This is a genomic window from Plantibacter sp. ME-Dv--P-122b, assembly GCF_030209375.1.
Classification (GTDB): Bacteria; Actinomycetota; Actinomycetes; order Actinomycetales; family Microbacteriaceae; genus Plantibacter.
The window spans coordinates 852,691-879,121 of the sequence record NZ_JARVSC010000003.1 but is presented as its reverse complement, the minus strand read 5'-3'; the positions used below and the strand labels follow the sequence as shown (position 1 = coordinate 879,121).

The 26,431-nt window shown below is 69.8% G+C and carries 22 protein-coding genes and 1 tRNA gene; 18 read left to right on the top strand and 5 right to left on the bottom strand.

Features of this window, described 5'->3' with window-relative positions:
- The first annotated feature begins 39 nt into the window (after positions 1 to 39).
- From QRN19_RS08740 to QRN19_RS08730, 3 genes are all read left to right on the top strand, one after another.
- Positions 40 to 1,200: an AMP-binding protein gene (locus QRN19_RS08740; RefSeq protein WP_285026378.1), complete on the top strand. Its 1,161-nt coding sequence runs from the start codon at positions 40 to 42 to the stop codon at positions 1,198 to 1,200.
- A 106-nt stretch (positions 1,201 to 1,306) separates the two neighbouring features.
- Positions 1,307 to 3,448 (top strand): acyltransferase family protein, encoded by a 2,142-nt coding sequence (locus QRN19_RS08735; protein WP_285026376.1) that lies wholly within the window; start codon positions 1,307 to 1,309, stop codon positions 3,446 to 3,448.
- Between the two features lie 39 nt (positions 3,449 to 3,487).
- Entirely contained in the window at positions 3,488 to 4,522 is a 1,035-nt protein-coding gene (locus QRN19_RS08730; protein WP_502928088.1) for a 1,4-dihydroxy-2-naphthoate polyprenyltransferase, read from the top strand.
- Here the strand turns inward: QRN19_RS08730 and QRN19_RS08725 are convergent.
- Positions 4,469 to 4,828 (bottom strand): DUF4229 domain-containing protein, encoded by a 360-nt coding sequence (locus QRN19_RS08725; RefSeq protein WP_285026375.1) that lies wholly within the window; start codon positions 4,826 to 4,828, stop codon positions 4,469 to 4,471. The genes QRN19_RS08730 and QRN19_RS08725 overlap by 54 nt on opposite strands.
- A gap of 71 nt (positions 4,829 to 4,899) precedes the next feature.
- Between QRN19_RS08725 and QRN19_RS08720 the strand changes: the two genes are divergently transcribed.
- The 3 genes from QRN19_RS08720 (at position 4,900) to QRN19_RS08710 (ending at position 8,071) form a co-directional block, all read left to right on the top strand.
- Entirely contained in the window at positions 4,900 to 5,322 is a 423-nt protein-coding gene (locus tag QRN19_RS08720; protein WP_285026374.1) for a PLD nuclease N-terminal domain-containing protein, read from the top strand.
- Positions 5,319 to 7,055, top strand: a complete 1,737-nt coding sequence (gene menD, locus QRN19_RS08715; RefSeq protein WP_285026372.1) for a 2-succinyl-5-enolpyruvyl-6-hydroxy-3-cyclohexene-1-carboxylic-acid synthase — start codon at positions 5,319 to 5,321, stop codon at positions 7,053 to 7,055. The genes QRN19_RS08720 and menD overlap by 4 nt, the downstream gene beginning before the upstream one ends.
- Before the next feature lie 152 nt (positions 7,056 to 7,207).
- A complete protein-coding gene (locus QRN19_RS08710) occupies positions 7,208 to 8,071 on the top strand; it encodes a polyphosphate kinase 2 family protein (protein ID WP_285026371.1) in 864 nt (287 codons plus the stop codon).
- 16 nt (positions 8,072 to 8,087) lie between these two features.
- On the opposite strand, the gene QRN19_RS08705 is transcribed toward QRN19_RS08710, so the two are convergent.
- Positions 8,088 to 9,326, bottom strand: coding sequence for an isochorismate synthase (locus QRN19_RS08705; protein WP_285026369.1), 1,239 nt, complete (start codon positions 9,324 to 9,326; stop codon positions 8,088 to 8,090).
- A 184-nt stretch (positions 9,327 to 9,510) separates the two neighbouring features.
- Here QRN19_RS08705 and QRN19_RS08700 point away from each other — a divergent pair, with 184 nt between their 5' ends.
- From QRN19_RS08700 to QRN19_RS08670, 7 genes are all read left to right on the top strand, one after another.
- Positions 9,511 to 10,215, top strand: coding sequence for a demethylmenaquinone methyltransferase (locus QRN19_RS08700; RefSeq protein WP_285026368.1), 705 nt, complete (start codon positions 9,511 to 9,513; stop codon positions 10,213 to 10,215).
- A gap of 150 nt (positions 10,216 to 10,365) precedes the next feature.
- Positions 10,366 to 11,925, top strand: a complete 1,560-nt coding sequence (locus QRN19_RS08695; protein WP_285026367.1) for an APC family permease — start codon at positions 10,366 to 10,368, stop codon at positions 11,923 to 11,925.
- Positions 11,926 to 12,053: 128 nt separating this feature from the next.
- Entirely contained in the window at positions 12,054 to 12,491 is a 438-nt protein-coding gene (locus QRN19_RS08690; RefSeq protein WP_285026366.1) for a hypothetical protein, read from the top strand.
- A gap of 102 nt (positions 12,492 to 12,593) precedes the next feature.
- The gene (locus QRN19_RS08685) at positions 12,594 to 13,655 is read left to right on the top strand and encodes a polyprenyl synthetase family protein (protein WP_285026365.1); all 1,062 of its coding nucleotides are present in this window, start codon (positions 12,594 to 12,596) and stop codon (positions 13,653 to 13,655) included.
- Positions 13,656 to 13,768: 113 nt separating this feature from the next.
- Positions 13,769 to 15,154 (top strand): FAD-dependent oxidoreductase, encoded by a 1,386-nt coding sequence (locus tag QRN19_RS08680; protein WP_285026364.1) that lies wholly within the window; start codon positions 13,769 to 13,771, stop codon positions 15,152 to 15,154.
- Between the two features lie 96 nt (positions 15,155 to 15,250).
- Positions 15,251 to 16,336 (top strand): hypothetical protein, encoded by a 1,086-nt coding sequence (locus tag QRN19_RS08675; protein ID WP_285026362.1) that lies wholly within the window; start codon positions 15,251 to 15,253, stop codon positions 16,334 to 16,336.
- A gap of 72 nt (positions 16,337 to 16,408) precedes the next feature.
- Entirely contained in the window at positions 16,409 to 17,446 is a 1,038-nt protein-coding gene (locus QRN19_RS08670) for an alpha/beta hydrolase (RefSeq protein ID WP_285026361.1), read from the top strand.
- A gap of 334 nt (positions 17,447 to 17,780) precedes the next feature.
- Here the strand turns inward: QRN19_RS08670 and QRN19_RS08665 are convergent, their stop codons facing one another.
- The gene (locus tag QRN19_RS08665; RefSeq protein WP_056014685.1) at positions 17,781 to 18,269 is read right to left on the bottom strand and encodes a YajQ family cyclic di-GMP-binding protein; all 489 of its coding nucleotides are present in this window, start codon (positions 18,267 to 18,269) and stop codon (positions 17,781 to 17,783) included.
- A gap of 53 nt (positions 18,270 to 18,322) precedes the next feature.
- Here QRN19_RS08665 and QRN19_RS08660 point away from each other — a divergent pair, with 53 nt between their 5' ends.
- From QRN19_RS08660 to QRN19_RS08640, 5 genes are all read left to right on the top strand, one after another.
- Entirely contained in the window at positions 18,323 to 19,087 is a 765-nt protein-coding gene (locus QRN19_RS08660) for a lytic transglycosylase domain-containing protein (protein ID WP_285026360.1), read from the top strand.
- A gap of 105 nt (positions 19,088 to 19,192) precedes the next feature.
- Positions 19,193 to 19,274: transfer RNA gene (locus QRN19_RS08655), tRNA-Tyr, on the top strand.
- Between the two features lie 186 nt (positions 19,275 to 19,460).
- On the top strand, positions 19,461 to 20,732 hold the full coding sequence (locus QRN19_RS08650; RefSeq protein ID WP_285026359.1) for an HNH endonuclease signature motif containing protein: 1,272 nt from the start codon (positions 19,461 to 19,463) through the stop codon (positions 20,730 to 20,732).
- A 231-nt stretch (positions 20,733 to 20,963) separates the two neighbouring features.
- Positions 20,964 to 21,791: an inositol monophosphatase family protein gene (locus QRN19_RS08645; protein WP_285026358.1), complete on the top strand. Its 828-nt coding sequence runs from the start codon at positions 20,964 to 20,966 to the stop codon at positions 21,789 to 21,791.
- Between the two features lie 260 nt (positions 21,792 to 22,051).
- Positions 22,052 to 23,254, top strand: coding sequence for a M23 family metallopeptidase (locus QRN19_RS08640; protein ID WP_285026357.1), 1,203 nt, complete (start codon positions 22,052 to 22,054; stop codon positions 23,252 to 23,254).
- Positions 23,255 to 23,546: 292 nt separating this feature from the next.
- On the opposite strand, the gene rfbB is transcribed toward QRN19_RS08640, so the two are convergent.
- Together rfbB and poxB are read right to left on the bottom strand one after the other, a co-directional pair.
- The gene (gene rfbB, locus QRN19_RS08635; RefSeq protein ID WP_071258697.1) at positions 23,547 to 24,545 is read right to left on the bottom strand and encodes a dTDP-glucose 4,6-dehydratase; all 999 of its coding nucleotides are present in this window, start codon (positions 24,543 to 24,545) and stop codon (positions 23,547 to 23,549) included.
- A gap of 55 nt (positions 24,546 to 24,600) precedes the next feature.
- Positions 24,601 to 26,337 carry a ubiquinone-dependent pyruvate dehydrogenase gene (gene poxB, locus QRN19_RS08630; protein WP_285026356.1) on the bottom strand — a complete coding sequence of 579 codons (1,737 nt, stop codon included), beginning with the start codon at positions 26,335 to 26,337 and terminating at the stop codon, positions 24,601 to 24,603.
- Between the last annotated feature and the right edge of the window lie 94 nt (positions 26,338 to 26,431).

Sequence of the window (26,431 nt, the reverse complement as noted above, 5' to 3'; positions counted from 1 at the left end):
ATCGGCGGAGCAGCGACATACCCGGCGTACGCTGAATCCATGACCCGTCAGCTGCTCCCCGTCGACGCGTCCGCCTCGGCGATGCTCGCGGCCCTGGAGACGGCGCTCGACGGTTCCGGACCAGCGGTCCTCCCGATGCGACCCGGATCGTCCGCGGCACCGGCCGTGGTCGACGGCCGGGTGGCGCTCGTGATCGAGACGTCCGGATCGACGGGCGTGCCGAAGCGGGTCGCCCTCGCGGCCGACGCCCTCCTGGCCAGTGCGGCCGGTTCGGCGGTGGCGCTCGGGGGTCCGGACGCGCACCTGCGGTCGTCGCAGTGGATCCTGGCGCTCCCGACGCACTACATCGCCGGCGTGAACGTCCTGCTCCGGTCGATCGTCGCCGGGACGAGGCCGATCGAGGCACCGGCGGGATCGTTCGACGCCCGGGCGTTCTGCGGTCTCGTCGAGCGGCTCGACGACGATGCCGGCTTCGCCGCCCTCGTGCCGGCACAACTGCGCATGCTCGTCGAAGCCGCCGAGACGAGCACCTCGGTGCGCGACACGCTCGCCGGACTCGCCGGGCTGCTCGTCGGGGGACAGGCCACCCCGGTCCCACTGCTCGAGCGGTCCGCAGCGCTCGGCATCCGCGTCGTGCGGAGCTACGGCTCGAGCGAGACGTCCGGCGGCTGTCTGTACGACGGCGTGCCGTTCCCCGGTGTCGAACCCCGGCTGGTGAACGGGGAGCTCCACATCGCCGGGCCGGTGCTCGCCGACGGTTACCTCGGTGAGCCGGACCGCACGGCGGCCGCCTTCCCGGACGACGGCGGTCGCCGCTGGTACCGAACCGGCGACACCGCCGAGCTCGTCGACGGCGTCGTCCGCGTGACCGGGCGGGCGGACAACGTGATCATCAGCGGCGGGGTGAACATCTCCCTCGACCGCGTGCAGGCGGTCGTCCGGTCGGTGCCGGGGCTGGCCGAGGCCGTCGTCGTCGCCATCCCAGACGAGCGGTTCGGTCAGGCGTCCGCGATCGTCACGGGGGCCGGGACCCCCTCGGACGCACGCGTGGACGACGCGTTGTTGCAGACGGCTCGGGCCACCGTCGCGGAGGCCCTCGGCCGCCCGGCGCGCCCCGCCCGACTGGTCCGTCTGGCCGAGTTGCCGGTGCTCCCGAGCGGCAAACCCGACCTCGTCGCGCTCCGTTCACGACTGGGTTGAGCCCGTCCTCCGCGTGTCAGTGAAGGTCGGTTTGCAGGCGGTTGTCGCATAGGGCATGCTCTCCCATGCGTGTCGACGAGCGACCGCAGCCGGGGGACGACGACAGGTGACAACGGGGACCGACACGGGCGCTGCGCCCACGAGGCCGACGACGGCGTTCCGCGCCGACATCCAGGGGATGCGGGCGCTCGCCGTGACCGCCGTGATCCTCGCCCACGCGACCGGCTGGCCGGCCGGCGGCTTCGTGGGCGTGGACGTGTTCTTCGTGATCTCCGGCTTCCTCATCACCGGGTTGCTCCTGCGCGAACACGAGCGCTCCGGGCGCATCTCCCTGCCTGCCTTCTTCGGTCGGCGGATCAAGCGGATCCTGCCCGCGTCGCTCGTCGTCCTGGCAACAACCGTCGCGCTGGGGTCGTGGCTCTTCAACGCCCCGCGGGCGCTCGAGACCTGGTGGGACGCCGTGTCGGCCGCACTGCTCGTCTCGAACTGGCGTTTCGAGGCCTCGGGGACCGACTACTTCCACGCGACGGACGCCGCGTCACCGCTGCAGCACTTCTGGTCCCTTTCGATCGAGGAGCAGTTCTACCTCGCCTGGCCGGTGCTGCTCGTCGTCCTGCTCGCCGTCGCGGCCCGCGGAGCCAGACCCGTCCTGCGTTCGCGCATCGTCGTCGGTGGCGTCCTCGTCGTCCTCATCGCGGCCTCGTTCGCCGTCGCCGTGTGGCAGTCCGGGGCGGCTCCGCAGGCCGCCTACTTCGCGACCGGTGCACGGGTTTGGGAGCTGGGGGCCGGCGCGCTCCTCGCGGTGTGCGCACCGCTCCTCGCCCGGCTGCCGCTGGCGCTCCGGGTGGTCGCCGGGTGGGTGGGGCTCGGCGGCGTCGTCGCGTCCGCGCTGCTCATCACCGGGTCGATCGGGTTCCCCGGCCCCTGGGCGATCGCCCCTGTCGCCGCCGCGATGCTGCTCATCGCCGCCGGGACCGGCGCCGGCCCGGCCTACCCGCGCTGGATGTTCCCGCTCGCCAACCCACTGAGCAGGGGTGTCGGAGCGATCTCCTACTCGCTCTACCTCTGGCACCTCCCGATCCTCGTGTTCGTGCCGATGCTCGTCCCCGACACCGCCCTCAGCACGGTCCCGGGGATGCTCGGGCTCATCCTCGGGGTATCGGTGCTGTCCTTCCTGCTCATCGAGCAGCCGTTGCACCGCACCCCACTCGTGGGTTCCTTCCACGGTGACCGCGACGCCAGGGACGCGGCCTGGACCGCCTGGCGCGAGCGGTTCGCCTCCCAGTTCCTCTACTCGGCGGTCGGACTCGTGATCGTCGCCGGGCTCGCGGTGATCGCCATCGGCCCCGCGCTCCGCATGCCGGTGACCACCGGGGGACCGGCGGCCGTCGCGGCTCCGGCCGGAGACCCGCTCCAGGGCATCGCGGCTGAGCTGCAACTCGCGAGCCAGGCCTCCGCGTGGCCCGACAACCTCTCGCCGAGCCTCGACGACGCGATCCGCGCGACCTCGAGCACCAACCCCGCCCGGGCCTGTTTCGACCTGGGTTCGACGCCCGACGACGGTTCGTGCACCTGGGGCGATGCGTCCGCGCCGAAGCACGTCTACCTCGTCGGCGACTCGACCGCGCTCGCCTACGCGCCGGCGTTCCGCGCGATCGCGGATCAGAGCGGTGGTGCGGTGCGGATCACCACGATCGGCCTCTACGGGTGCCGCTTCACGCAGGACCTCATCCAGAACAGCGGCGCCGGGGTCATGGACGACTGCCCGACGCGCAAGCACGACATCGCCGAACGCATCGCCGCGGACCAGCCCGACCTCGTGATCGTCTCGAACGCGTTCGCCGCGGGCCGCACCACCGACGGCCGGTCGCTCGACACGACGTCGATGGTCGCGTCGGCGCTCGCAGAGACGGCGGGGTATCAGGTCCCGGGCCGCGTCGTCTTCCTGGCGCCGCCGCCGCTCGGCGCGGATCTCGGTTCCTGCTACTCGCGGGTGTCCAGTCCGCAGGACTGCGCCGTCGGTGTCGACGCGGCCTGGAACGACTTCGCCGCGGCGACCGAGTCCGCGGCGACTGCGGCCGGAGAGCGCTTCGTCTCATCGCTCCCGTTCAGCTGTTCGGAGGGCGTCTGCCCGCCGTTCGCCGGGACGACGCCGACGAAGTACGACAGTGTGCACCTCACCCCGGCGTTCGCCGAGCACATCGCTCCGGCGGTCCTCCAGACGCTGCAGGCCGCCGGGGCACTGTGACGCGGTCCGCCCCGAGGCTCCGCGGGTAGACTCGCCGTCGTGGCACATGGAGCACGGCCGGCAGCGCCGAAACAGCAGAAGACGTCCGCACAGCGCCCCACGGCGGGTCGTGGCGCGAACGGTGGACGATCGGGCAACCCCGCACGCGGTGGCGGTCGCAAGGTCCCCCTCGCGAAGCCGGCGACCTTCGGCGACTGGGTCGGCGCGGCTCGCATCCGCACCCTGCCGATGGCGGTCGCCCCGGTGCTCATCGGCACCGGCGCCGCGACGATCATCGCGGGCCCCGGGGTCTACCACCCCGTGCGTGCGCTGCTCTGTCTCGTCGTCGCGCTCGCGCTGCAGATCGGTGTCAACTACGCCAACGACTACTCCGACGGCATCCGAGGAACGGACGACCTGCGGGTCGGCCCGAGCCGACTGACCGGTTCCGGCGCGGCGAAGCCCAAGACCGTCCTGACCGTCGCGCTGGTGTTCTTCGGTATCGCGGCGGTGGCCGGCGTCGTCCTCACGATCCTCACCCAGTTCTGGTGGCTGCTCCTCGTCGGGGCGGTCGCGATCGTCGCCGCCTGGTTCTACACGGGCGGGAAACGGCCCTACGGGTACTTCGCGCTCGGCGAGGTGTTCGTCTTCGTGTTCTTCGGCCTCGTCGCCACGCTCGGCACGACCTTCGTCCAGGTCGGGACCGTGAACCAGGAGGCGTGGTTCGGCGCGATCGGTGCCGGCCTCATCGCCTGCGCGGCGCTCGTCGTCAACAACCTCCGCGACCTCGAGCAGGACAAGGCGGTCGGGAAGCGCACCCTGTCGACGTTCATCGGCCGGATCGCGTCGAAGGTGCTCTACTGCGTCCTGCTGCTCGTGCCGTTCGGCATCGCCGCGTTCCTCGCGCTCTTCTACCCGATCGCGTGGTTCACCATGTTCGCGCTGCTCGCCGCCATCCCGGCGTGCGTGATCGCGCTGTTCTCCACGACGGCCAGGGAGCAGATCCTGGTGCTCAAGCTGACGGGACTCGTGCAGCTAGCGTTAGGGGTGATCCTCGGTCTGGCGTTCTTCTACACGCCGGGCATCGCCAGCTGAGGGTTGGACGTCGCCGACTGAGGGCGCTTCCGGTGTCGCCGCGCTCGCATCGAGCGCCGCGTCCTCGGAGTCCTCGTCGTCGTGCGGCGTCGGCTTGTCGCCGTGCCGACGGGCGTAGAGCTCCTGCGCGACGGTCTCGCGTGGGGTGCGCAGGAAGATGTAGGACACGCAGAGTCCGATGATCGCGGCGATGATCGCGGCGACCCAGGGCTGCAAGCCCGTGAGGAAGACGAGGAGCAGGAGCGGCACCACGAACGCCAGCAGGCGGAGGATGGTGTACCGGACGGCGGCGGGAACGCGTTTCACCAGTCAAGTCTAGGCGTCCCGCCTGAAGGCAACCCCAGGTAATCACGTCACCTGGCGTTTACGATGGAGACATGGTTCGTCTCTGGATCGGCCTCGCCGTCGCGGCAGTCGTCTTCATCGTGTATTCGGTGGTCGACTGCGCCACGATGCCGCGCGACCGCGTCCGAGGGATCAGCAAGACCTCGTGGATCATCGCCATCCTCCTCCTGCCGGTCATCGGCGGAGTCCTCTGGTGGATCATCGGCCGGGTCCGTGCTCCCAAGGCCGTGCCCCGTGGCTCCGCCCCGGACGACGACCCCGACTTCCTCAAGAAGCTCGACGCCGACCGTGCACAGACGAAGCGCATCCGCGACCTCGAGGACGAGCTCAAGCGCTTCGACGACGGGTCGGGCGACGGCCCGGATGCGACGACGCACGACGACCCCGCTCCAGGATCAGACACGCCCGACGACGGCTCCGGCCGCAGACCGCCTGGCGCCCCGAGCGCCTCGTGAACCCGCCCGCCGCTCCCGAGCCCGTCGGCTCGGCTCCCTCGTCGAGCCCGGCGAGCGCGTCCGCCTGGGCGCTCCTCGCCGCGCTCGTCGCCGCGGGTGTCTCCGACGTCGTCGTCTGTCCCGGTTCCCGGTCGCAGGCGCTCGCGCTCGCCGCTGCCGAGCTGGCGGCCTCCGGACGGATCACCCTGCACGTGCGCATCGACGAGCGGGTCGCCGGCTTCCTCGCCGTGGGCCTCGGCGTCGAGACCGCCCGCCCGGCCGTCGTGATCACCACCTCGGGCACGGCGACCGCGAACCTGCATCCGGCGGTCCTCGAGGCGCATCACTCGCGCGTCCCACTCATCGTCCTCACCGCCGACCGGCCGGCCGAGGCGCACGGCATCCGGGCGAACCAGACGACGAGGCAGGACGACCTCTACGGGTCCGCAGCGCGCCTCGCCGTGGTCGTCGAGGCCCCGACCGGCGACGCCGGTGAGCAGGACGCCGCCCGCGATCTCGCCCAGCGGGCCTACCGCGCCGCGACGGACGTCCTCGACCCGGGCCCGGTGCACCTGAACCTCGCCTTCCGGGAGCCGCTCTCGGGCAGCTTCGACCCGGTCGTCTCCGAGGCGGGCCCCGATCTCCCGGTCGAGACGGACGCCGACGAGGAGGCACCGCTCTACCCGGGGCGACCGCATCTCGTCCTGGAGCGCGGACCGAGGACCCTCGTCGTCGCCGGGCACCACGCCGGCCCGGCCGCCGAGCAGCTCGCAGCCGACGGCGGGTGGCCGCTCATCGCGGAGGTGTCGAGCGGATCCCGGTTCGGGCGGAACGTCATCGCCGCCTACCGGGAGCTGCTGCGCGAGGAGGACTACCGCGAGGCCGTCGAGCGGGTCGTCGTCTTCGGTCACCCGACCCTCAGCCGTGAGGTCCCGCTCCTGCTGCAGCAGCCCCAGGTCGAGACGATCGTCGTCGCCCCGGCCGGAGCCGAGGTCTACAACCCCGGGCGACGGGCCGACCGGATCGTGTCCTCCGTCGCCGTCGAGGCTGGGCCCGCGGATCGCGCCTGGCTCGGTGCCTGGGTCGTCGGATCCCGCGAACGCGTGGTCGACCCGTCGCCCGCAGCCCCCGATCTCGACGGGCTGCATTCGACGACCCCCGCTGAGCGACTCGCCTCCGTCCGCGCCGAGCTCGAGGCCGTGCGCCTCCCGGTCACCCGCGAGGTCCTTGTCGACGCGGTCTGGCGTGCCACCTGGCCGCACGACCGGCTCGTCGTCGGCGCGTCGAGGCTCATCCGCGTGGCGGACGGTCTCGTCCCCGGCCGCAAGATCAGCGTCCACGCCAACCGCGGACTCGCCGGCATCGACGGCACCATCGCCACCGCCACGGGGATCGCGCTGGCGAGCCAGGCCGACGGCGGACCCGGTGTCACGCGGGTGCTCCTCGGCGACCTCGCGTTCCTCCACGACGTCGGCGCGTTGCTCCTCGACGACGGGGTCGCACCACGCCTGCAGGTGATCGTCGGCAACGACGGCGGCGGCACCATCTTCGACGGGCTCGAGGTCGCCCGCAGCGCACCCGGAGCGCTGTTCGACCGTGTCCAGTACACGCCGCAGCACGTCCGGCTCGAGGCGCTCGCGACCGCCTACGGGTGGGAGTACCGCTCGGCCCGCACCCGCGCGGAGCTGGACCAGGCCTTCACCGCGCCCGTGACCGGTCCCGTCCTCATCGAGGTCCCGCTGCCGCGAGCCTGACGGACCTGTCGTCGAGCCGCCGCGTCCCTGACCGGCGCCGGTCCCTGAGCACCCTTTCCGGTCCCTGAGCACCCCTTCCGGTCCCTGAGCTTGTCGAAGGGCGGCCGTCGCAAGGGTCGACTTCCGGCGCGACCTGCGGCCAGAATGGGCGGATGACGGCATCGAAGCACGCATCGACCTGGACGGCACCACCCCGAGACACGCTGCGCGTGGGGGAGGGGTTCCGCCTCGCCGACGTCGACCCCTCGTCGACGCCGGGCTTCGACGGTGACAAGCAGCAGGGCAGGCAGGAGCTGGACGCGGGGGTGCCCGCACTCTCCGAACTGCAGGAGCGACTCTTCGCGGCGAGCACGCAGGGGGCCCCGGAAGCGGTACTCCTCGTCCTGCAGGCGATGGACACGGCGGGCAAGGGCGGCATCGTCAAGCACGTCGTCGGCTCCGTCGACCCGCAGGGCGTGCACCACTACGCCTTCAAGAAGCCAACGGAGGAGGAGCGCTCCCACGACTTCCTCTGGCGGGTGGAGCCGCACCTGCCGAAGCCCGGTCAGATCGGCGTCTTCGACCGTTCGCACTACGAGGACGTCCTCATCGGTCGGGTGCGTCAGCTCGCCGACCCGGACGAGATCGAGCGTCGGTACGGGGCGATCAACGACTTCGAGGCGGGCATCGTCGCGAGCGGGACCCGCATCGTCAAGGTGATGCTGCAGATCAGCGCCGACGAGCAGAAGGAGCGGCTGGCCGACCGCCTCGCGCGTCCGGACAAGTACTGGAAGTACAACCCCGGCGATGTGGACGAACGAGAGCTCTGGCCGGCCTATCAGGACGCCTACCAGGTGGCGTTCGAGCGCACGAGCACCGAGGCCGCCCCGTGGTTCGTCGTGCCGGCGGACCGCAAGTGGTACGCGCGTATCGCGGTCCAACGTCTGCTGCTCGACGCCCTCGAGGACATCGATCCGCAGTGGCCGGCGGCCGACTACGACATCGCCGTCGAGCAGGCGCGACTCGCGGCGAGCTGAAGCCGAGGGCGTCGGCTCAGCCGAAGGCATCCACGATCGGACGGAACTTCATCTTCGTTTCGACGAGCTCCGTCGCGGCGTCCGAGTCGGCGACGATCCCGCAGCCGGCGTAGGCCGTGATGTCACCGCCCGGCGCGATCTGCGCACACCGGAGGGCCACCGCCCACTCGCCGTCACCCGAGGCGTCCACCCAGCCGACCGGACCGGCGTAGCGACCGCGGTCGAACGGTTCCAGCTCGCGGATGAGGGCGACGGCGTCGCGGGTCGGGGTTCCGGCGACGGCGGCCGTCGGGTGCAGGCCGTCCATGAGGTCGAGCGAGGACGAGCCGTCCGAGAGTCGTCCGTCGATGTCGGTCGCGAGGTGCCAGAGGTTCGGCAGCTTGAGGGTGAACGGGACCTCGCTGCGGCGCAACTGCGGGCTGTGGGCGTGCAGGGCGGTCAGCACCGACTGCACGGCGAATTCGTGCTCGCCCTGGTCCTTCGCGCTCGTCGTGAGGGCGACGGCCTGATCGTGGTCGCTCTCGGCGTCGGGACCACGCGAGATCGTGCCGGCGAGGACGCGGGCCGACACGGCACCCCGATCCACGCGGACGAGCGTCTCCGGACTCGAGCCGATGAAGCCGTCGACCGCGTAGGTCCAGCAGTCGGGGTAGCCGAGGGCGAGGTCGTGGAGCACCCGGCGGCGGTCCGCTTCCGCGGGGAGGTGCCCGGCCAGGTCGCGTGCGAGCACGACCTTGCTCAGGCCGCCGGCCTGGATGCGGGCGATGGCGCGCTCGGCCGAGTCGAGGTAGCCCTCGCGGCTCTGCACGCCGGGGGTCAGCTGGATGCGGTACTCCGGCCCGTACGCCGTGGTCACGGGATCGACGTCCTCGGAGCCGTCGCCGAGGGAGACCCGCGTGATGAAGCTCGCGTCGGGGTACCGCCCGATGATCGTGCGCGGCACGATGAGGACGCTCGTCGCGGAGGACTCGTCGTCGAAGGCGAACGTGCCGAACGCGACCAGGCCGGTCCCGGGCCGTCGTACCTCGTCCGTCACCACTGCTGCGGCGCAGACGTCCCGCCAGGCCGCCGCGGCACGCGTGAACCGGTCGGGGCCCGAGAACTCCAGGCGGAGCGCCTCGCCCAGTCCGACCAGGCCGTGTCCCTTCCGCACCCAGAGGAGCGGCGAGGTCTGGTCGGCGAACGGGAGGAGCTGGCGCGGGTCGTCGATGGCGACGGTCTGGGCGACCAGTGACGAGGTCAGGGGAATGGTCACCGTTCAACCCTACGCCCGAGCAGGAGGGGTCCCTCCCCGCCGCAGCCCGACTGATGGAGGGTCGTTCACCGCCTCGTCGGCGGGGCGTTCACCAGTCGCAGTGCGATGGCGAGGGCACGTAGCGGTTGCGACGCCGGCGTGCTCGGACGGCCGGCTCCCAGCGGCGCGGACGTAGGATGGACGGGTGAACCGCGCCGACCTCTCCAAGCAGCCCGAGCAGGTCTCGGCCATGTTCGACGACGTCTCGACGAAGTACGACCGCATGAACGCGGTCCTCTCCGTCGGGAACGACGCCCTGTGGCGCATCGCGACCACTCGTGCAGTCGGTCCGGCAGTCGGTGAGCGCATCCTCGACCTCGCGGCCGGCACGGGAACGTCCTCCGCGGCGTTGGCCCGCAACGGTGCGCAGGTCGTGGCCGCCGACTTCTCACCCGGCATGATCGCCGTGGGTCGCGACAAGTACGCCGACCGCTCCGACATCCAGTTCGTCGAGGCCGACGCGACCGCGCTGCCGTTCGCCGACGAGGAGTTCGACGCCACCACGATCTCCTTCGGCCTCCGCAACGTCGTCCGCCCGAAGGACGCCCTCGCCGAGATGCTCCGGGTCACCAAGCCCGGCGGCCGGATCGTCATCTGCGAGTTCTCCACACCGACGCTCGCCCCCATGCGCGCCGCCTACAACCTCTACCTCGAGCGGGTCATGCCGCTCGTCGCCGGCGTCGCATCGTCGAACGCCGAGGCGTACACCTACCTGAACGACTCGATCCGCGCGTGGCCGAGCCAGCCGGAGTTGGCCGCCTGGTTGCGCGAAGCGGGCTACGAGCACGTCGCGTACCGCAACCTCACCGGCGGGATCGTCGCCCTGCACCGGGGCATCAAGCCGGCCTGAGTATCGTCACCGCCGGGGTTCGTCTCGGCATTCCCGAGGGGTGGAACCGGTTGATCCCGTCACTTCCCGCGAGTCGTAGCGACTGATTCCGTAGCCCGGTCCCGAACGGGAGCATTGACACACGGGTGCGCCCGGCCCTACCGTTCCGTCATGACAGCACAGGACACGGCCCACGGGTCGCAGCCGGCATCGCCCACCGGCGGCAAGGGTCTCGCCACCGGCACCCTCGGCCTCTTCGGCTCCGTGATCATCGGCTTGGCCTCGACCGCGCCGGTGTACTCGCTCGTCGCGACCCTCGGGTTCGTCGTGCTCGCCGTCGGTGCCCAGGCGCCGATCGCCTTCATCGTCGCCTTCATCCCGATGCTGTTCATCGCGTTCGCCTACCGCGAGTTGAACCGGGACGTGCCCGACTGCGGCACCACCTTCACCTGGGCGACGAAGGCCTTCGGCCCGGTCACCGGCTGGATCGGTGGATGGGGCGTCGCGCTCGCCGGCATCGTGGTGCTCGCGAACCTCGCGCAGATCGCGGGGCAGTACCTGTGGCTGCTCATCGGCGACGGTTCGCTCGCCTCGAACGTCCCGCTCGTCACCGCCACCGGTGTCGTGTTCATCGCCCTCATGACGTGGGTGTCGTACCGCGGCATCGAGCTGGGCGAGCGGATCCAGAACATCCTCCTCGCGGTCCAGTACCTCGCACTCGTGCTGTTCGCCGTGTTCGCCTTCATCGGAGCGTCGAACGGCACCGCGCCCGACGCGACGCCGATCTCCCTCGACTGGTTCAACCCGTTCGCGTTCACCGACTACCACGGCTTCATCGAGGCTGTGCTGCTCGCACTCTTCATCTACTGGGGTTGGGACACGTGTCTCGCCCTGAACGAGGAGACGAAGGACCCCCAGAAGATCCCGGGCCGCGCCGCGGTCATCTCCACGGTCATCCTGCTGGTCACCTACGTCACCGTCACGGTCGCCGCGATGGTCTACGCCGGCCTCGGGACCACGGGGACCGGCCTCGCCAACGAGGACAATGCGAACGACATCTTCCTGGCGCTGAAGGACCTCGTGCTCGGTCCGTGGGCGTGGATCCTCGTCGTCGCCGTACTCATCTCGGCGGTGTCGTCGACGCAGACGACGATCCTCCCGACGGCGCGCGGCACGCTCGCGATGGCGGCCTACAAGGCCCTGCCGAAACGGTTCGCGACCGTCCACCCGACGTTCAAGACGCCGTCCTTCTCGACGCTCGTCATGGGCATCGTCGCCATCGTCTACTACGTCGGCATGACGCTCGTCAGTGAGAACATCCTGGCGGACTCGATCCTCTCCCTCGGACTGGCGATCGCCTTCTACTACGGCATCACCGGGTACGCGTGCGTCTGGTACTTCCGGAAGGTGCTCTTCCGCTCCGCGCAGGACTTCTTCTTCAAGGGCCTCTTCCCGCTCCTCGGGGCGCTCATGCTCACCTTCGCCTTCGTGCAGAGCTGCATCGACATGTTCGACGTCGACTACGGCTACACCGTCCTGTTCGGCGTCGGCGGCACGTTCGTCATCGGCGTCGGTTCGCTGGCCTTCGGTTTCGTGCTCATGCTGCTCTGGTACGGCCGGAAGTCCTCGCGGCCCTTCTTCCGTGGGGAAAGCCTCAACCGCGACACCGAGGTCCTCGTGCCCGACGAGCCGATCGAGTACGGCCGCTCCGTCGACGGCGGTCTCGCCTGACCTCGGGTCCCTGAGCCTCACTCCGGTCCCTGACCCTCACGCCGGTCCCTGAGCCTCACTCCGGTCCCTGAGCTTGTCGAAGGGCGCATCTCCCGGGGTCGTCCAGGCGGGCCGGGCATACTGGTTGGATGTTGGACACCCTGCCAGGCGGCCCGTGGATCTGGGGCATCGCGATCGTCGGTCTCGTGCTCGTCGTCATCCTCCTGAACGCCAGGCGGGCGAAGTCCGCGTTCGCGAAGCCGTACGAACGGTACGACACCACCGAGATCCCGCCGGACACCCCTGGCACCCGCGAGTTCATCGTGCGAGACGACGCGACCGGTGCGCGGCTCCAGTTCGTGGCGTCCGGGCCGTCGGCCAGGATCGCCCTCGTCGTCGTGCCACCGAAACACCTCGGGACCGGCGTCGAAGCCGGCCTCTTCCGCGCCGCGCTGCCGGCCGCCCAGGGCGTCGACGCCTGGACGTGGCCGCCGCTCAACACCGATGGATACACGATGCTGCTCGACCTCGCGCACGAGTTCCCGCATCTGGCGTTCTACGACGCCGAGGGCGTGCGACTCCGCTGATTCGAGTCATGTGGTCCGACCACAGCTGCCAATCGCCTGATCGCGCCCGTGGATTCCGGTCCTCCGGCACAGGTGACGGGCTGCCCCGGCTAGGCTAGAGCTGTGAATCCCAGCGCGACCCGCCGTGTCAGCAACCTGGCCAGCCAGGCCGGGCTTGCCGAACGCATGTTCGCGACCGGTGCAGACCGCAAGCTCGCCAAGACCATCGACGACGGCGTAGCCCGCCTCGAGATCGGTCTGGAGGAGCAGCTCGGGTTCACCGACGACCTCGTCGACGTCACCGCACGGTACCTGCTCGAGGCCGGTGGCAAGCGGGTCCGCCCGCTGCTCACGATGCTCATCGCCCAGCTCGGCGACGGCATCACCGACAACGTCCTGCGGGCGGCCGAGGCGATCGAGATCACCCATCTCGGCTCGCTGTACCACGACGACGTCATGGACGACGCCGACAAGCGCCGCGGCGTCCCCAGTGCCCACCAGGTGTTCGGCAACAACACCGCCATCCTCACCGGCGACCTGCTGTTCGCCCGTGCCAGCCAGATCATGGCCGACCTCGGTGAGCGGGCGATCCGGATTCAGGCCGCCACGTTCGAGCGCCTCGTGCTCGGGCAGCTGCACGAGACCACCGGCCCTCGTGAGGGTCAGGACGAGGTCGAGCACTACATCCAGGTCCTCGCCGACAAGACCGGTTCACTCATCGCCGCCGCCGCCCGGAGCGGCGTCATCTTCTCCAACGCCCCCGAGGTGTACGAGAGCGCGGTCGTCGAGTTCGGCGAGAAGGTCGGCATCGCCTTCCAGCTCATCGACGACGTCATCGACCTGTCGCCGCAACCCGAGGAGACCGGCAAGGTCCCCGGCACCGACCTGCGGGCCGGCGTCGTCACCCTCCCCATGCTCTACCTGCGCCGCGAGGCGGTCGCCGACCCCGAAGCCGCCGCCCTCGTCGCCCGTCTCGACGCCGAGGTCACGGAGACGGACCACGACCCGGCCCGCTTCGCCGCGCTCGTCGCCACCCTGCGCGACCACGCCGTGACCGCCAGAACCTTCGCCGAGGCCCGGCAGTGGGCCAACGAGGCGATCGCGGCACTCGCACCGCTGCCCGACGGCTCCGTCAAGAAGGCGCTCGTGCACTTCGCGAAGGCGATCGTCGACCGAAGGAGTTGATGGCGGCGCCGCTCCACCGGAGCGGCACGGCATCCCAGACGCGCATGCATGACGGCCGGAGCGCTCAACCGGCCGCACCCGGAACCCCGCACGGGGACACGAAAGGAACCACCGTGACCAAGCTCAGGCTGGCCATCGTCGGCGCAGGACCCGCAGGCATCTACGCGGCGGACATCCTTCTGAAGGCGGAACGGAAGTTCGACGTCTCCATCGACCTCTTCGAGCAGCTTCCGGCCCCCTACGGCCTGGTCCGCTACGGCGTCGCCCCCGACCACCCGCGCATCAAGGGGATCATCAACGCGCTCCGCGACGTCCTCGACCGCGGCGACATCCGGATCTTCGGCAATGTCCGCTTCGGCGTCGACATCACGCTCGACGACCTCAAGCACCACTACAACGCCGTGATCTTCTCCACCGGTGCCGTCGAGGACGCCCCGCTGGACATCCCGGGGATCGACCTCGACGGGTCGTACGGCGCCGCCGAGTTCGTGAGCTGGTTCGACGGACACCCCGACGTCCCCCGCACCTGGCCGCTCGAAGCGGAGTCGATCGCCGTCATCGGCAACGGCAACGTCGCGCTCGACGTCGCACGCATGCTCGCGAAGCACCCGGAGGACCTGCTCCCGACCGAGATCCCTGCCAACGTCCACGAGGGGCTGCAGCAGTCACCCGTGACCGACGTGCACGTCTTCGGGCGTCGCGGGCCCGCACAGGTGAAGTTCACGCCGCTGGAGCTCCGCGAACTCGGGGAACTCAACGACGTCGACATGATCCTCGCCGACGAGGACTTCGACTACGACGAGGCGTCGAAGGCGGCGGTGGCGAGCAACAAGCAGGTCATGGTGATCGACCGCGTCCTGCAGCAGTGGCGCAAGCGCGAGACCGGTCAGGCCTCCCGCCGACTGCACCTGCACTTCTACGCGAAGCCGCTCGAGATCGTCGACGACGGCTCCGGGAAGGTCGCCGCCTTCCGGTACGAGCGGACGAGGCCCGACGGTCAGGGCGGGGTCGAAGGCACGGGTGAGATCCGCGAGGTCCCGATCCAGGCGCTCTACCGCGCGGTGGGGTACTTCGGAAGCCCGCTGCCCGGCGTGCCCTTCGACTCGAGGCACGGCGTCATCCCCAACCACGAGGGCAAGGTCCTCCACCCCGAGAGCAACGAGCGCGTCCCGGGCGTCTACGCGACCGGGTGGATCAAGCGTGGTCCGGTCGGCCTCATCGGCCACACGAAGTCGGACGCGATGGAGACCATCAGCCACGTCATCAACGACCAGGCGGACTGGTGGGCACCGGCCGAACCCGAGGAGAAGGCCATCGTCGCGCTGCTCGAGTCGCGCGGCGTGGCCTACACGGACCTCGAAGGCTGGCACCTCCTCGACCAGCATGAGATCGCGCTCGGCGAACCACAGGGTCGCGCCCGCATCAAGGTGGTACCGCGTGAGGAGATGGTGGCGATCTCGCGGGCGCAGCCGTCAGGCACCGGGATGCCGTCCGCCTGAGCCGCGCCCGCGACGGTCTCGACCCGGCCGATCGACCCGCGTCAAGCCGCTCGACGGAACCCGGTTCCGACGGGCGTCGGTCACTATGCTGGACGGATGACCGACCCCAACGCGCCCCAGAACGTCCCGTCGGAGCAGCCGACGTCCGTACCGCCGTCCGAGCCGCCGGCATTCGTCGCAGACGGCCAGCAGCAGCAACAGCAGCAGCCGCGCTACGGCGAGATGCACCCGGATCCCGTGCAGCAGCAGTGGGACCAGACGGGCCAGCAGACCCCGGCTCCGCAGCAGGGTGGCCAGTGGGGGCAGCCGCAGACCGGTGAGCAGGCGGGCCAGTGGGGTCAGCCGCAGCAGGGCCAGTACGGGCAGCCGCAGCACACCGGCCAGTACGGGCAGGACACCGGTCAGTACGGCCAGCAGCCTCAGCACACGGGCCAGTACGGAGCGCCCCAGGGCCAGTACGGTCAGCCGCAGCAGGGCCAGTACAGTCAGCCGCAGCAGTACGCGCAGGCTCCGCAGAAGGCACCGAACCCCCGTGCCCGCGAGACGCGTCTCGCGCTCGTGGCGGTCGGGATCGCAGCGGGTATCGCCGCGGCCGTCGCACTGGTGAGCCTCATCGGGTCCTTCTTCAGCATCTCGGAGTACTACCCCATCGGCGACGTCCTGTTGGGCTTCGGCGCGAACCTCGTGAACATCGCCCTCTGGGGCGCTGGAGCGGCGCTCATCCTCATCATGGTCCGTCCCCTCACGCGGGTCCGCACCGCCCGCGACCTGATCCAGTCGGTGGGCATCGCCGCGGCCGTCGGCACCGGCGTCATGCTGCTCATCGTGCTCATCGTCACCATCGTGCGCGGCATCGTCGACCAGTACGGCACGCCGGCGTTCTTCGTCAACCAGGGCTTCCTCTCGCCGATCCTCTACGGGGTCACCCTCGCCGGCTTCCTCACCATCGGCACCGTCCTCGTGACGCGCTTCGTCGCACCTGAAGGACTCGCCGACGCTCCGCACGAGCAGCACCGTGGTCAGCAGCACGGTCAGCAGTTCCTGCAGGGTCAGCACGAGCAGCAGGGCGGCCAGCACCAGACGGGCCAGCACGACCAGGGATCGCAGCAGCACGGCCAGGCGCCCCAGCAGTACGGGCAGCAGCCGCAGGCTCCGCAGCAGCACAACCCCTACCAGCAGTAGTCGACGGTCGGATGGTCGGCGCGTGAGCCCGACCATCCGGCCCTCGATCACCCGTCACGGTAACGTGGCCGTATGGCCGGACCTCGCGGGTGGACCGCCGACATCCTCGGCGAGGGATTCCAGCAGCGCACGCTGACCCTCGAACCGGATGACGAGGGCGACGTCGTCGCGACCCTCGTCCGCTATCGGATGCCGCCCCTCGAGCAGCTCGGTGAATTCCTGCTGCCCGACGTCGCGGACGGCATCGACGTCCTCTACGTGCACGGCTGGTCCGACTACTTCTTCCAGCGCCACCTCGCGCGATTCTGGGCCAGGCTCGGCGCGCGGTTCTACGCCCTCGACCTGCGCAAGTACGGTCGGAGCCTCCGCCCACACCAGACGCCGGGATACGTCGACGACCTCCGCACCTACGACGAGGACATCGAGGCCGCGCTCGCGGTGATGGGGCACGGCTCAACGGACCACGCCGCCGGGCGCCGGACCCGCCGCCGCCTCGTCCTCCTCGGCCACTCGACCGGCGGGCTCACCCTGAGTCTCTGGACGGCCAGGAACCAGGACCGCGTCGCCGGTCTCGTCCTGAACAGTCCGTGGCTCGAATTCCAGGCGAGGCAGCTCGGGCGGCTCGCGATCGCCCCGCTCGTCCAAGCCGGATCGCGGATCGACCCGCGTGCGCAGCTCCCCGTCGTCGACCTCGGGTTCTACACGCGCTCCGTGTCGAGCACGATGGACGGCGCCTGGGACTACGACTTCGCCTGGCGGCCGCTGCACGGCTTCCCACTGCATCCCGGCTGGCTGAACGCCATCCTCCGAGGGCATCGCCTCGTCGACGCGGGCCTGCAGTTGCGTGTACCGGCACTCACGCTGCTGTCCGCACGGAGTGTGCTGCTCCCACGCTGGAACGACGCGATGATGCGGAGCGACACGGCGCTTGACGTCGACGCGGTCGCGGAACGCGCGCTCGACCTCGGCGAGACCGTCACGATCGTCCGGCTCGACGGCGCGCTGCACGACGTCTTCCTGTCGGAGGAGGCCGTCAGGCGCCGCGCTTTCGAGCAGATCGTCACCTGGGCACGCGGCTATCTCGCGGCGCCGCCGAAGGTCGACCGCTAGCGCTCAGCAGGCGGGAGTCCTCGGCGCGGACGCCGCGGATCCGGTCGTCCGGCGGCGAGCCAGTCGGCGTAGCTGTGGTTCGCGCCGATCGCGCACCAGCACGGGACCCCGACCTCCTGATCGGCGCGGGAGGTCCGGAAGAGTTCGAGATGCGACACGTCGGCGGGTCTCTGGTGATCCACTGCTCCACTCCAACCATCGAGCCCGCTCATGCGGGGTACGGCTCGTCCGGCACGGTGCCGAACGGGAGCCCACTGGATCGGGTGCTCCGGTGAAGAGAGTGGTGCGGGGGTCGATCATGACGCGATCGAGGTGATCGACCGCGTCCGACCCGCTAGCGGTAGTTGACGAACTGGAGGTCGATGTCGAGGTCGGCACCCTTGAGGAGTGCCATGGTGGCCTGGAGATCGTCACGGCTCTTCGACGAGACGCGGAGCTCGTCGCCCTGGATCTGCGACTTGACCGACTTGGGGCCCTCGTCCCGGATGAGCTTGTTGGCCTTCTTCGCGATCTCCTGGCTGATGCCTTCCTTGAGGGTCGCCTCGATCCGGTACTCCTTGCCGCTCGCGAACGGGTCGCCGACCTCGAGGCTCTTGAGCGAGATGCCGCGCTTGATGAGCTTGGACTCGAAGACGTCGAGGATCGCCTTCACGCGCTCCTCGGTGTTGGCCTTCATGAGGATCTTCTCGCCGCTCCAGGCGATCGAGGCACCGACGTTCTTGAAGTCGTACCGCTGCTCGACCTCCTTGTGTGCCTGGTTGAGGGCGTTGTCCGCCTCCATCTTGTCGACCTTGCTCACGACGTCAAACGATGAATCTGCCATGTGGACCATGGTAGCGCCGGTGCCGCTCAGGCAGGTGTGGTTGGGTGGATGCGATGCGCAGCCCGGTGAAGCAGGACCAGCGGACCATCGTCGGACGACGAGGGGCGCTCATCGGAGCGACTCTGGTGATCGGCGTCCTCGGGTTGAGCGGTTGCGCTCCCGAGCAGGACCCCGTCCCGTATGCACTTCCCGTCGAGCTCCCGCCGACGAGCGACGCCCCCGACGGTGGTGTCGCGAACGTCGACCTCGCCGACCCCGCATGGATCACCGACGTCGCCGAGGCGAGTGGCATCCCGGAGCGCGCCCTGCGGTCCTATGCCGGTGCCGCCACCCGCAAGGCCGAGCTGACGCCGGAGTGCGGTATCGGCTGGACGACGATCGCGGCCGTCGGGTTCGCCGAGAGTGACCACGGTCGCCACGACGGCTCGAAGCTCGGCGAGGACGGCGTCGTGACGCCGCCGATCTTCGGTGTGCCACTCAAGGGCGGCGAGACCGAGGAGATCACCGACACCGACCAGGGGGTCATCGACGGGGACCCGGTCCACGACCGTGCCGTCGGGCCGTTCCAGTTCATCCCACAGTCGTGGGAGAACTGGGGGACTGACGCGAGTGGTGACGGCGTGCTCGACCCGCAGAACCTCGACGATGCGGCGATGGCGGCCGCGAACTACCTCTGCCGGGCGAGCGACTACGACATGCGCACGGAGGACGGCTGGCTGAGCGGGATCCGGGCGTACAACTCGTCACCCGAGTACCTTCGGCGGGTCGCCGCCGCGGCGAACGAGTACGCGGAGGCCGTGCCGTCCGATGAGCGCTGAGCGGCCCGGTGACGGATGCCGATGCTGATTTCGCGTCCGGCGGTCTGACGGCTATATTGGTCAAGCGCTTTCGGTTGGCTGTTCGAAAGTCGGTCGGGCGCGCTTGGCGAGTTACCCTAGCGGCCAAAGGGATCTGACTGTAAATCAGACGGCTCAGCCTTCGGGGGTTCGAATCCCTCACTCGCCACGGACAAATCGTCTCATCCTCCGGATGGGGCGATTTTTCGTTGTGACGGTGGGCCGGGCGGGCGCCGCCGCCGGTCCCGGAGCAACCCCCTCCGGTCCCTGAGCTTGTCGAAGGGCACACGAGCGACTTTCACAACCGGCCCGACTCAGCATCTGGAATGTCAGTGGTCCGTGGTGGACTTGTCCCATGACCGAGACCACCCTCACCGCGATCCGCGCAGGCGATGACTACGCCGCGCAGCTCGCGGAGTTCTCGGACGAGTGGGTCGAGATCCACCGGCAACAGGCCGTCCTCGACGCACGCAAAGCCCGCCTCCTCGCCCGTTCTGCCGCCTACGCGGACGCCTTCGCAGACGTCACGGTTCCGGCCGTCTTCCCGCCCGCGGAGCGGCAGGCACTCTCCCGCCGGTCGACCTGTGCAGCCCTCGCGATGGCGACCCGCACGCCCGAGCGGACCGTTCAGCGAGCGACGAACGACGCCGAACGCCTCGTCAACGAAGCACCGACGGTCCTGGCGTCCCTCGAGGCCGGCCGCATCTCAGCGCGGCACGCACAGACGATCATCGACCAACTCAGTGACGTGCCGACCGCAGGGCGGGCGGCGTTCCTCGCCGAAGTCCTGCCGGTCGCAGAAGAGTCCACCAACGCGAACCTCCGCAGACGCGCCCGCGTCCTCCGCGAGCGCCTCCACCCGGAGTCGATCACGGCTCGCGCGGTCCGTTCAGAAGCGGACCGCCGGGTGGAGTTCGAGCCCGCAGCGGACGGCATGGCCTGGGTGCACCTGTTCACGACGGCGCCCATCGCGCAGGGCATCATCGAGCGCGTCGAAGCAGCCGCGGCCGAGTCGCGCTCAGCTGGTGACACCCGCACCTGCGCACAACTCCAAGCCGACGCCCTGGCAGCCCTCACCCTGACCGGTGTGACGCCCGAGGACGTGATGTCCAGCCCGGTGCTGCCGCACCCGATCGAGGTGCAGGAGCACATCACGCCGACCGTGCAGATCACCGTCCCGGCGCTCAGCATGGCCGGTGTCAGCGACGCACCGGCAACCCTGGACGGCTACGGCCCCATCGATCCGGAGACTGCAGCCCGTATTGCGGTGAACGCGCCCAGCTTCACCCGGATCCTGGTCCAGCCGGAAACGGGCGCGGTCTTGTCGGTCGGGCGGAACCAGTACCGCGTTCCGGCCGACCTGCAGCGCGCGGTCCGTCTCCGGGACGGCACCTGTCGCGCACCGGGCTGTGGCAGACGAGCCAGAGCCTGCGACCTCGACCATTCCGTCGCCTGGGAAGACGGCGGGACGACGGATGAAGGGAATCTCGCCTGCCTGTGCCGACATCACCACCGGATGAAGCATCTCCCAGGGTGGAACCTCGACCACGGACCCGGCGGCGTCCTCGACTGGACGACACCCGACGGCAAACACCACCGGACTGAACCGGACCCCGCACCGTTCTGACCTGCCCGGCGTGCTCGGATCGAAGGGTTCCTCGTGGGCACTTCGACAAGCTCAGTGACCGGGAGTGGTGTGCCCGAACCGTTCCGGTCCCTGAGCCTGTCGAAGGGCACTCGGGTCGTGGCGCCTCGGTCTGCGGCGGACGTGTCCCGGGTGCGTTCCGGTCCCTGAGCTGCGCCGCGCTGAGGCTGTCGACATGTCGAAGGGCGCCAGGGGCCGCCTTAGGGTGGTGGGGTGACCGGACACGAAGAACTCCTCCAGATCGCCACCGATATCGCCACGGAGGCCGGCGAGCTGATCCTGCGCCGACGCCGCGAGGGTGTCGAGATCGCCGCGAGCAAGTCGTCGGTCGAGGACGTCGTGACCCGAGCCGACCGCGAGTCCGAGCAGTTCATCCGCGAGCGCCTCCTCGCAGCACGACCGGACGACGGATTCCTCGGCGAGGAGACCGGCACGGAGGGCGGAGCGACGGGGACCTCCGGCCTGACCTGGGTCGTCGACCCCATCGACGGCACCGTCAACTACCTCTACGACATCCCCGCGTACGCCGTCAGCATCGGGGTCGTCGAAGGCGAACCGGACCCGGCCACCTGGACCGCGCTCGCCGGAGCCGTGGTCAACCCGGTCCTGGGTGAGCGCTACACCGCCTCCCGCGGCGGGGGTGCGCGACTGAACGGCCGCACCCTGGAGGTCAACCGTGGCGTGGCCCCGAACGTGGCGCTCCTCGGCACCGGCTTCTCGTACACAGCCTCCCGGCGCATGGAACAGGCGGCCGTGCTCGGTGCCCTCCTCGGGACCTTCCGCGACGTCCGTCGGATCGGATCCGCCGCACTCGACCTCTGCAGCGTCGCGTCCGGTCGCCTGGACGCCTACTACGAGAGCGGCCTGAAACCGTGGGACCAGGTCGCGGGCGCACTCATCGCGGCCGAGGCGGGCGCGACGGTCGCCGGCTTCGACGGCGCCCCGGCCACCACGCAGCTCATCATGGCCGCCGATGCGCCGCTGCTCGCGGTCCTCGAACGGCTCCTCGTCGAGCAGGGCTTCGCGACACCGATCGGGTGACGCTCTACGAGCGCTGCCGCTGCTCTCGGTAACGCTCCGGTGGCGACTCGTTCATAAGAGAACTCTCATATGGCACCTGACCAGGGGTTTATGGGATAAAACCGAGCACTGCCATGGCTTTTTCAGTCTCCCGTTGCTAGCATTTATGCATTCGTTACCTTCGCGTTCCCCCGCGCGAACGGACGTCGAGATCTTCTTGCCAGCCCCATTGAAAGGCCCCCGCCCCCTTGTCACGCCATGCCAGCCCTGAGGACACCCCTGTGCTTCCCGACCCTCAGGACCCGCAGAACACGTCTGTCGAGCACGACGCTGCACCCCTGCAGACGCCACCGCTCAGCCGCCGTGAACTCCGTGAGCGTGAGCGTCAAGCGGCGGCTGCCCTGGAGCACCAGGAGTCCGTCCTGCAGGAGCCGACGCACGAGGCCAGCGCCGACCAGGAGGAGACGGCCGCGGTCGTCGATCCGGTCGACCAGATGATCGCCGAGGCGATCGACGCCGTGCACACCACCGACGTCGCCGACATCGCGCCGGTCGAGGCGGAGCCGCTCATCACCGAACCGGCCGTGGCTTCCGACGCCACTCCGGCCACCGAGTCCATCACCGTGACGGTCGACGCGTCCACGGTCGACGCCCCCCGTGCGCGCCGGTCCGCTGCCCAGAAGCCGGCCTCGAAGCCCCGCGCATCGTCCCGTCCGGCTGCCGCACCGGCGTCGCCCCGCCCGACGACCATCGCGCGTAAGCGTCGCATCACCACCAAGATCTTCGCGGGTGCCGCGATGGGTTTCGTCGCGCTCATGGCCGTGGCCACCTCGGTGCCCGCCAACGCGCTGCTCACCGCTGAGGACGTCGCGACCTCGGTCGCCGAAGCCTCGCAGGCAGAGCTCGGCGACGGCAACGGGCTGAGCAACCAGGCGTCGCAGTCCCTCGACAGCGAGGGTTCGGCTGAGCTGACCTTCACCCGCGACGATTACACGACGAGCACCGTCGAGGAAGCCGCCGCCGCCATGGGTATCCGCCCGGCGAACACCTTCACGAACAACCCGAACGGGACCATCCAGTGGCCGTTCGCGGTCGGTGTCACCATCGGCGACCGCTTCGGTGCCCGCGACTGCGCCGGTTGCTCCAGCGACCACCACGGCCAGGACTTCAACCCCGGCAACGGCGCGCCCATCCAGGTCATCGCCGACGGCGTCGTCCGCCACGTCGAAGACGGCGAAGGCTCGCTCGGCGTCAACGTCATCGTCGACCACACCATCAACGGCCGCCTCGTCTCGAGTGTCTACGCGCACATGCAGCACGGCTCGGTCCGCGTGACCGAGGGCCAGGCGATCAAGGTCGGCACGATCCTCGGCCTCACCGGCAGCACGGGCATGTCCACGGGCCCGCACCTCCACTTCGAGATCCGACTCGACGGCGTCACCTGGGTCGACCCGCTCGAGTGGCTCTACGCGAACGTCGACTGACACCGCGGAACCCGATGTCTCGACTGCCTCGCCCGACTCCGGGCGGGGCAGTCGTGTTTCACCCGGAGGTTGCAGCTCAGGGACGGGGAGGGGTTCTCGGGCGTGGATGAAGCCCTCGTGGCGCGGGGTACCTCCTTCGGTCACTGAGCTTGTCGAAGTGCCCACGAGGTGAGTCGCCCTTTGACAGGCTCAGGGACCGGTGGTGGGCGCCCAGGGACCGGAAGCGTGGGCACGGAACGACGAAGGCCCGCCCGGCTGATGCCGGACGGGCCTTGGTGTCGATGTCGGAGGGCTACTGACCCTGCTCCTGGTACTTCGCCTCGGTGGCGGCCTTCTGCGGCTTCCACCACGACTCGTTGTCGCGGTACCAAGCGATCGTGTCGGCGAGGCCGGCCTCGAAGTCGCTGAACGCCGGGGTCCAGCCGAGCTCCGTGCGCAGCTTCGACGAGTCGATCGCGTAGCGGAGGTCGTGGCCCGGGCGGTCGTTCACGTGGTCGTAGGCGTCCGCCGGCTGACCGAGCTGCGTGAGGATGAGCTCGACGACGTCCTTGTTGTTCTTCTCGCCGTCGGCACCGATGAGGTACGTCTCACCGATGACCCCCTTGTCGAGGATCGTGAGGACGGCGGAGGAGTGGTCGTTCGCGTGGATCCAGTCGCGGACGTTCTCGCCCGTGCCGTACAGCTTCGGGCGCTCACCGCCGAGCACGTTCGTGATCTGACGTGGGATGAACTTCTCCACGTGCTGGTACGGACCGTAGTTGTTCGAGCAGTTCGAGATCGTCGCCTTGACGCCGAAGGAACGCACCCACGCGCGGACGAGGAGGTCGCTGCCGGCCTTCGTCGAGGAGTACGGGCTCGACGGGTTGTACGGCGTCTGCTCGGTGAAGCGCTCCGGGTCGTCGAGTTCGAGGTCGCCGTAGACCTCGTCGGTCGAGATGTGGTGGAACCGCGTGCCGTGCTTGCGGGCCGCCTCGAGCAGCGTGTACGTGCCGATGATGTTCGTGTCGAGGAACGGGCGCGGGTCGTGCAGGGAGTTGTCGTTGTGCGACTCCGCCGCGTAGTGCACGACGGCGTCGTGACGCGCGAAGAGCTCGTCGACGAGCGTCGCGTCCTGGATGTCGCCGACGACGAGCTCGAAACGATCGGCCGGGAGGCCGTCGAGTGAGGCGCGGTTGCCCGCGTAGGTCATCTTGTCGAGGACGGTCACCGAGTGATCGGTGTTGTTCAGGACGTAGTGGACGAAGTTCGAGCCGATGAATCCGGCGCCGCCGGTAACGAGAAGTCTGGACACGGTAGCCGAGTCTACCCGGCGACGTCTGGATGCTGCGGGAGAATCCGGCCGTCGCTCAGTGGCCGGGCAGGATGCGGCGCAGCAGGTTCGTGTTCGCGAGGTCGAGCAGTTCGTCGCCGCGGCCCGACATGACCGTCCGGAGCGCGTACAAGGTGAAGCCCTTCATCTGCTCGGCGGTGATCGTCGGGGGGATCGACAGTTCCTGCCTGGCGGTCACGACGTCGACGAGTGCCGGACCGTCGTGATCGAAGGCCCGGCGGATCGCGCCCTCCAACTCGCTCGCCCGCTCGACCCGTTCGCCGTGGATGCCCATCCCCTCGGCCACGCGGGCGAAATCGGGGTTCTCGAGGTCGGTCCCATAGTTGACGAAGCCGGCCGCCTTCATCTCCAGCTCGACGAAGTTGAGTGAGGAGTTGTTGATCACGATGATCTTCACGGGCAGCTTGTTCTGCGTGAGGGAGATGAGCTCGCCGAGCAGCATGGTGAGTCCACCGTCGCCCGCGAGCGCGACGACCTGACGACCCGGGTGCGAGGCCTGCGCACCGAGCCCGTGCGAGACGGCGTTCGCCATGCTGCCGTGACTGAACGAACCGATGAGTCGACGTCGGCCGTTCATGGTGAGGTAGCGCGAGGCCCAGACGACGGGGGAGCCGACGTCGGGGATGAACACGGCGTCGTCCGTCGCCAACTCGTCGACGACCTTCGCGAGGTACTGCGGGTGGATCGCCTGGCCGTCGTGATCGGCCGTGGCCAGATCGTCGAGGCCCTTCCGCGAGCTTCGGTAGTGCTTGAGCGACTCCTCGAGGTGTTTGCGATGGGTCTTGCGCTCGAGCTTCGGCAGCAGCGCGTCGAGGGTGTCGCGGACGGTGCCTACGAGCGGGAGGTCCACCGGGTGTCGGCGGCCGATCTGCTCACCGCGGATGTCGACCTGGATGACGGTCGCATCCTCGGGGAAGAACTGCGGGTAGGGGAAGTCGGTGCCGAGCATGAGGAGGACGTCGCACGACAGCATCGCGTGGTAGCCGCTCGCGAATCCGAGCAGACCGGTCATGCCGACGTCGAAGGGGTTGTCGTATTCGACGTGCTCCTTGCCCCGGAGGGCGTGCACGATCGGCGCGGCGAGCGCGTCGGCCGTCTCGATGAGCTGCGCGTGGGCGCCCGCGACGCCCGCACCGGCCAGGATCGTGACGCGCTTGCCGGCGTTGAGGAGGCGTGCGGCCTCGTCGAGCTCGTGCTCCGACGGCAGGATGCGAGGCTGCGTGGCACGGATGGCGGAGACGTGCTCGCTCACGGCGCGCTGGAGCATGACGTCGCCCGGCACGACGACGACGGCTACGCCGCGGCGCTCGACGGCGGTGCGCATCGCGATCTCGAGCACCCGCGGGAGCTGCTCCGGGACGGACACGAGTTCGACGTAGACGCTGCACTCACGGAACAGTTCCTGGGGGTGGGTCTCCTGGAAGTAGGTGCTGCCGATCTCCGAGCTCGGGATGTGGGCGGCGATCGCGAGCACCGGTACCCGCGATCGGTTCGCGTCGAACAGGCCGTTGATGAGGTGGAGGTTGCCGGGGCCGCAGCTCGCCGCGACGACCGCCAGCTCGCCCGTCAGCTCCGCTTCCGCGGCTGCGGCGAAGGCGGCCGCCTCCTCGTGGCGCACGTGCACCCAGTCGATGCCGCCGGACGAGCGGAGGGCGTCGGTGAAGCCGTTCAGGGAGTCGCCCGGCAGCCCGTAGACGCGCTGCACCCCGCTGGCCTGGAGGGTTGCGACGACGGTTTCAGCGACAGTGGACATGTGTGCTCCTCGCAGCAGACGACTCGGCCCGGGTTTCCCGGCCTCCTCCATGGTCCTCGTCGCGGTTCGGGGCCCGCAAGGGAGCATCGTGGTC

Excerpts from the sequence above, each read along its gene's own strand:
- QRN19_RS08740 (WP_285026378.1), top strand. The coding sequence starts at position 40 with ATGACCCGTCAGCTGCTCCCCGTCGACGCGTCCGCCTCGGCGATGCTC.
- QRN19_RS08720 (WP_285026374.1), top strand. The coding sequence starts at position 4,900 with ATGGTTCGTCTCTGGATCGGCCTCGCCGTCGCGGCAGTCGTCTTCATC.
- QRN19_RS08710 (WP_285026371.1), top strand. The coding sequence starts at position 7,208 with ATGACGGCATCGAAGCACGCATCGACCTGGACGGCACCACCCCGAGAC.
- QRN19_RS08695 (WP_285026367.1), top strand. The coding sequence starts at position 10,366 with ATGACAGCACAGGACACGGCCCACGGGTCGCAGCCGGCATCGCCCACC.
- QRN19_RS08690 (WP_285026366.1), top strand. The coding sequence starts at position 12,054 with ATGTTGGACACCCTGCCAGGCGGCCCGTGGATCTGGGGCATCGCGATC.
- QRN19_RS08675 (WP_285026362.1), top strand. The coding sequence starts at position 15,251 with ATGACCGACCCCAACGCGCCCCAGAACGTCCCGTCGGAGCAGCCGACG.
- QRN19_RS08670 (WP_285026361.1), top strand. The coding sequence starts at position 16,409 with ATGGCCGGACCTCGCGGGTGGACCGCCGACATCCTCGGCGAGGGATTC.
- QRN19_RS08665 (WP_056014685.1), bottom strand. The coding sequence starts at position 18,269 with ATGGCAGATTCATCGTTTGACGTCGTGAGCAAGGTCGACAAGATGGAG.
- QRN19_RS08660 (WP_285026360.1), top strand. The coding sequence starts at position 18,323 with ATGCGCAGCCCGGTGAAGCAGGACCAGCGGACCATCGTCGGACGACGA.
- QRN19_RS08650 (WP_285026359.1), top strand. The coding sequence starts at position 19,461 with ATGACCGAGACCACCCTCACCGCGATCCGCGCAGGCGATGACTACGCC.
- poxB (WP_285026356.1), bottom strand. The coding sequence starts at position 26,337 with ATGTCCACTGTCGCTGAAACCGTCGTCGCAACCCTCCAGGCCAGCGGG.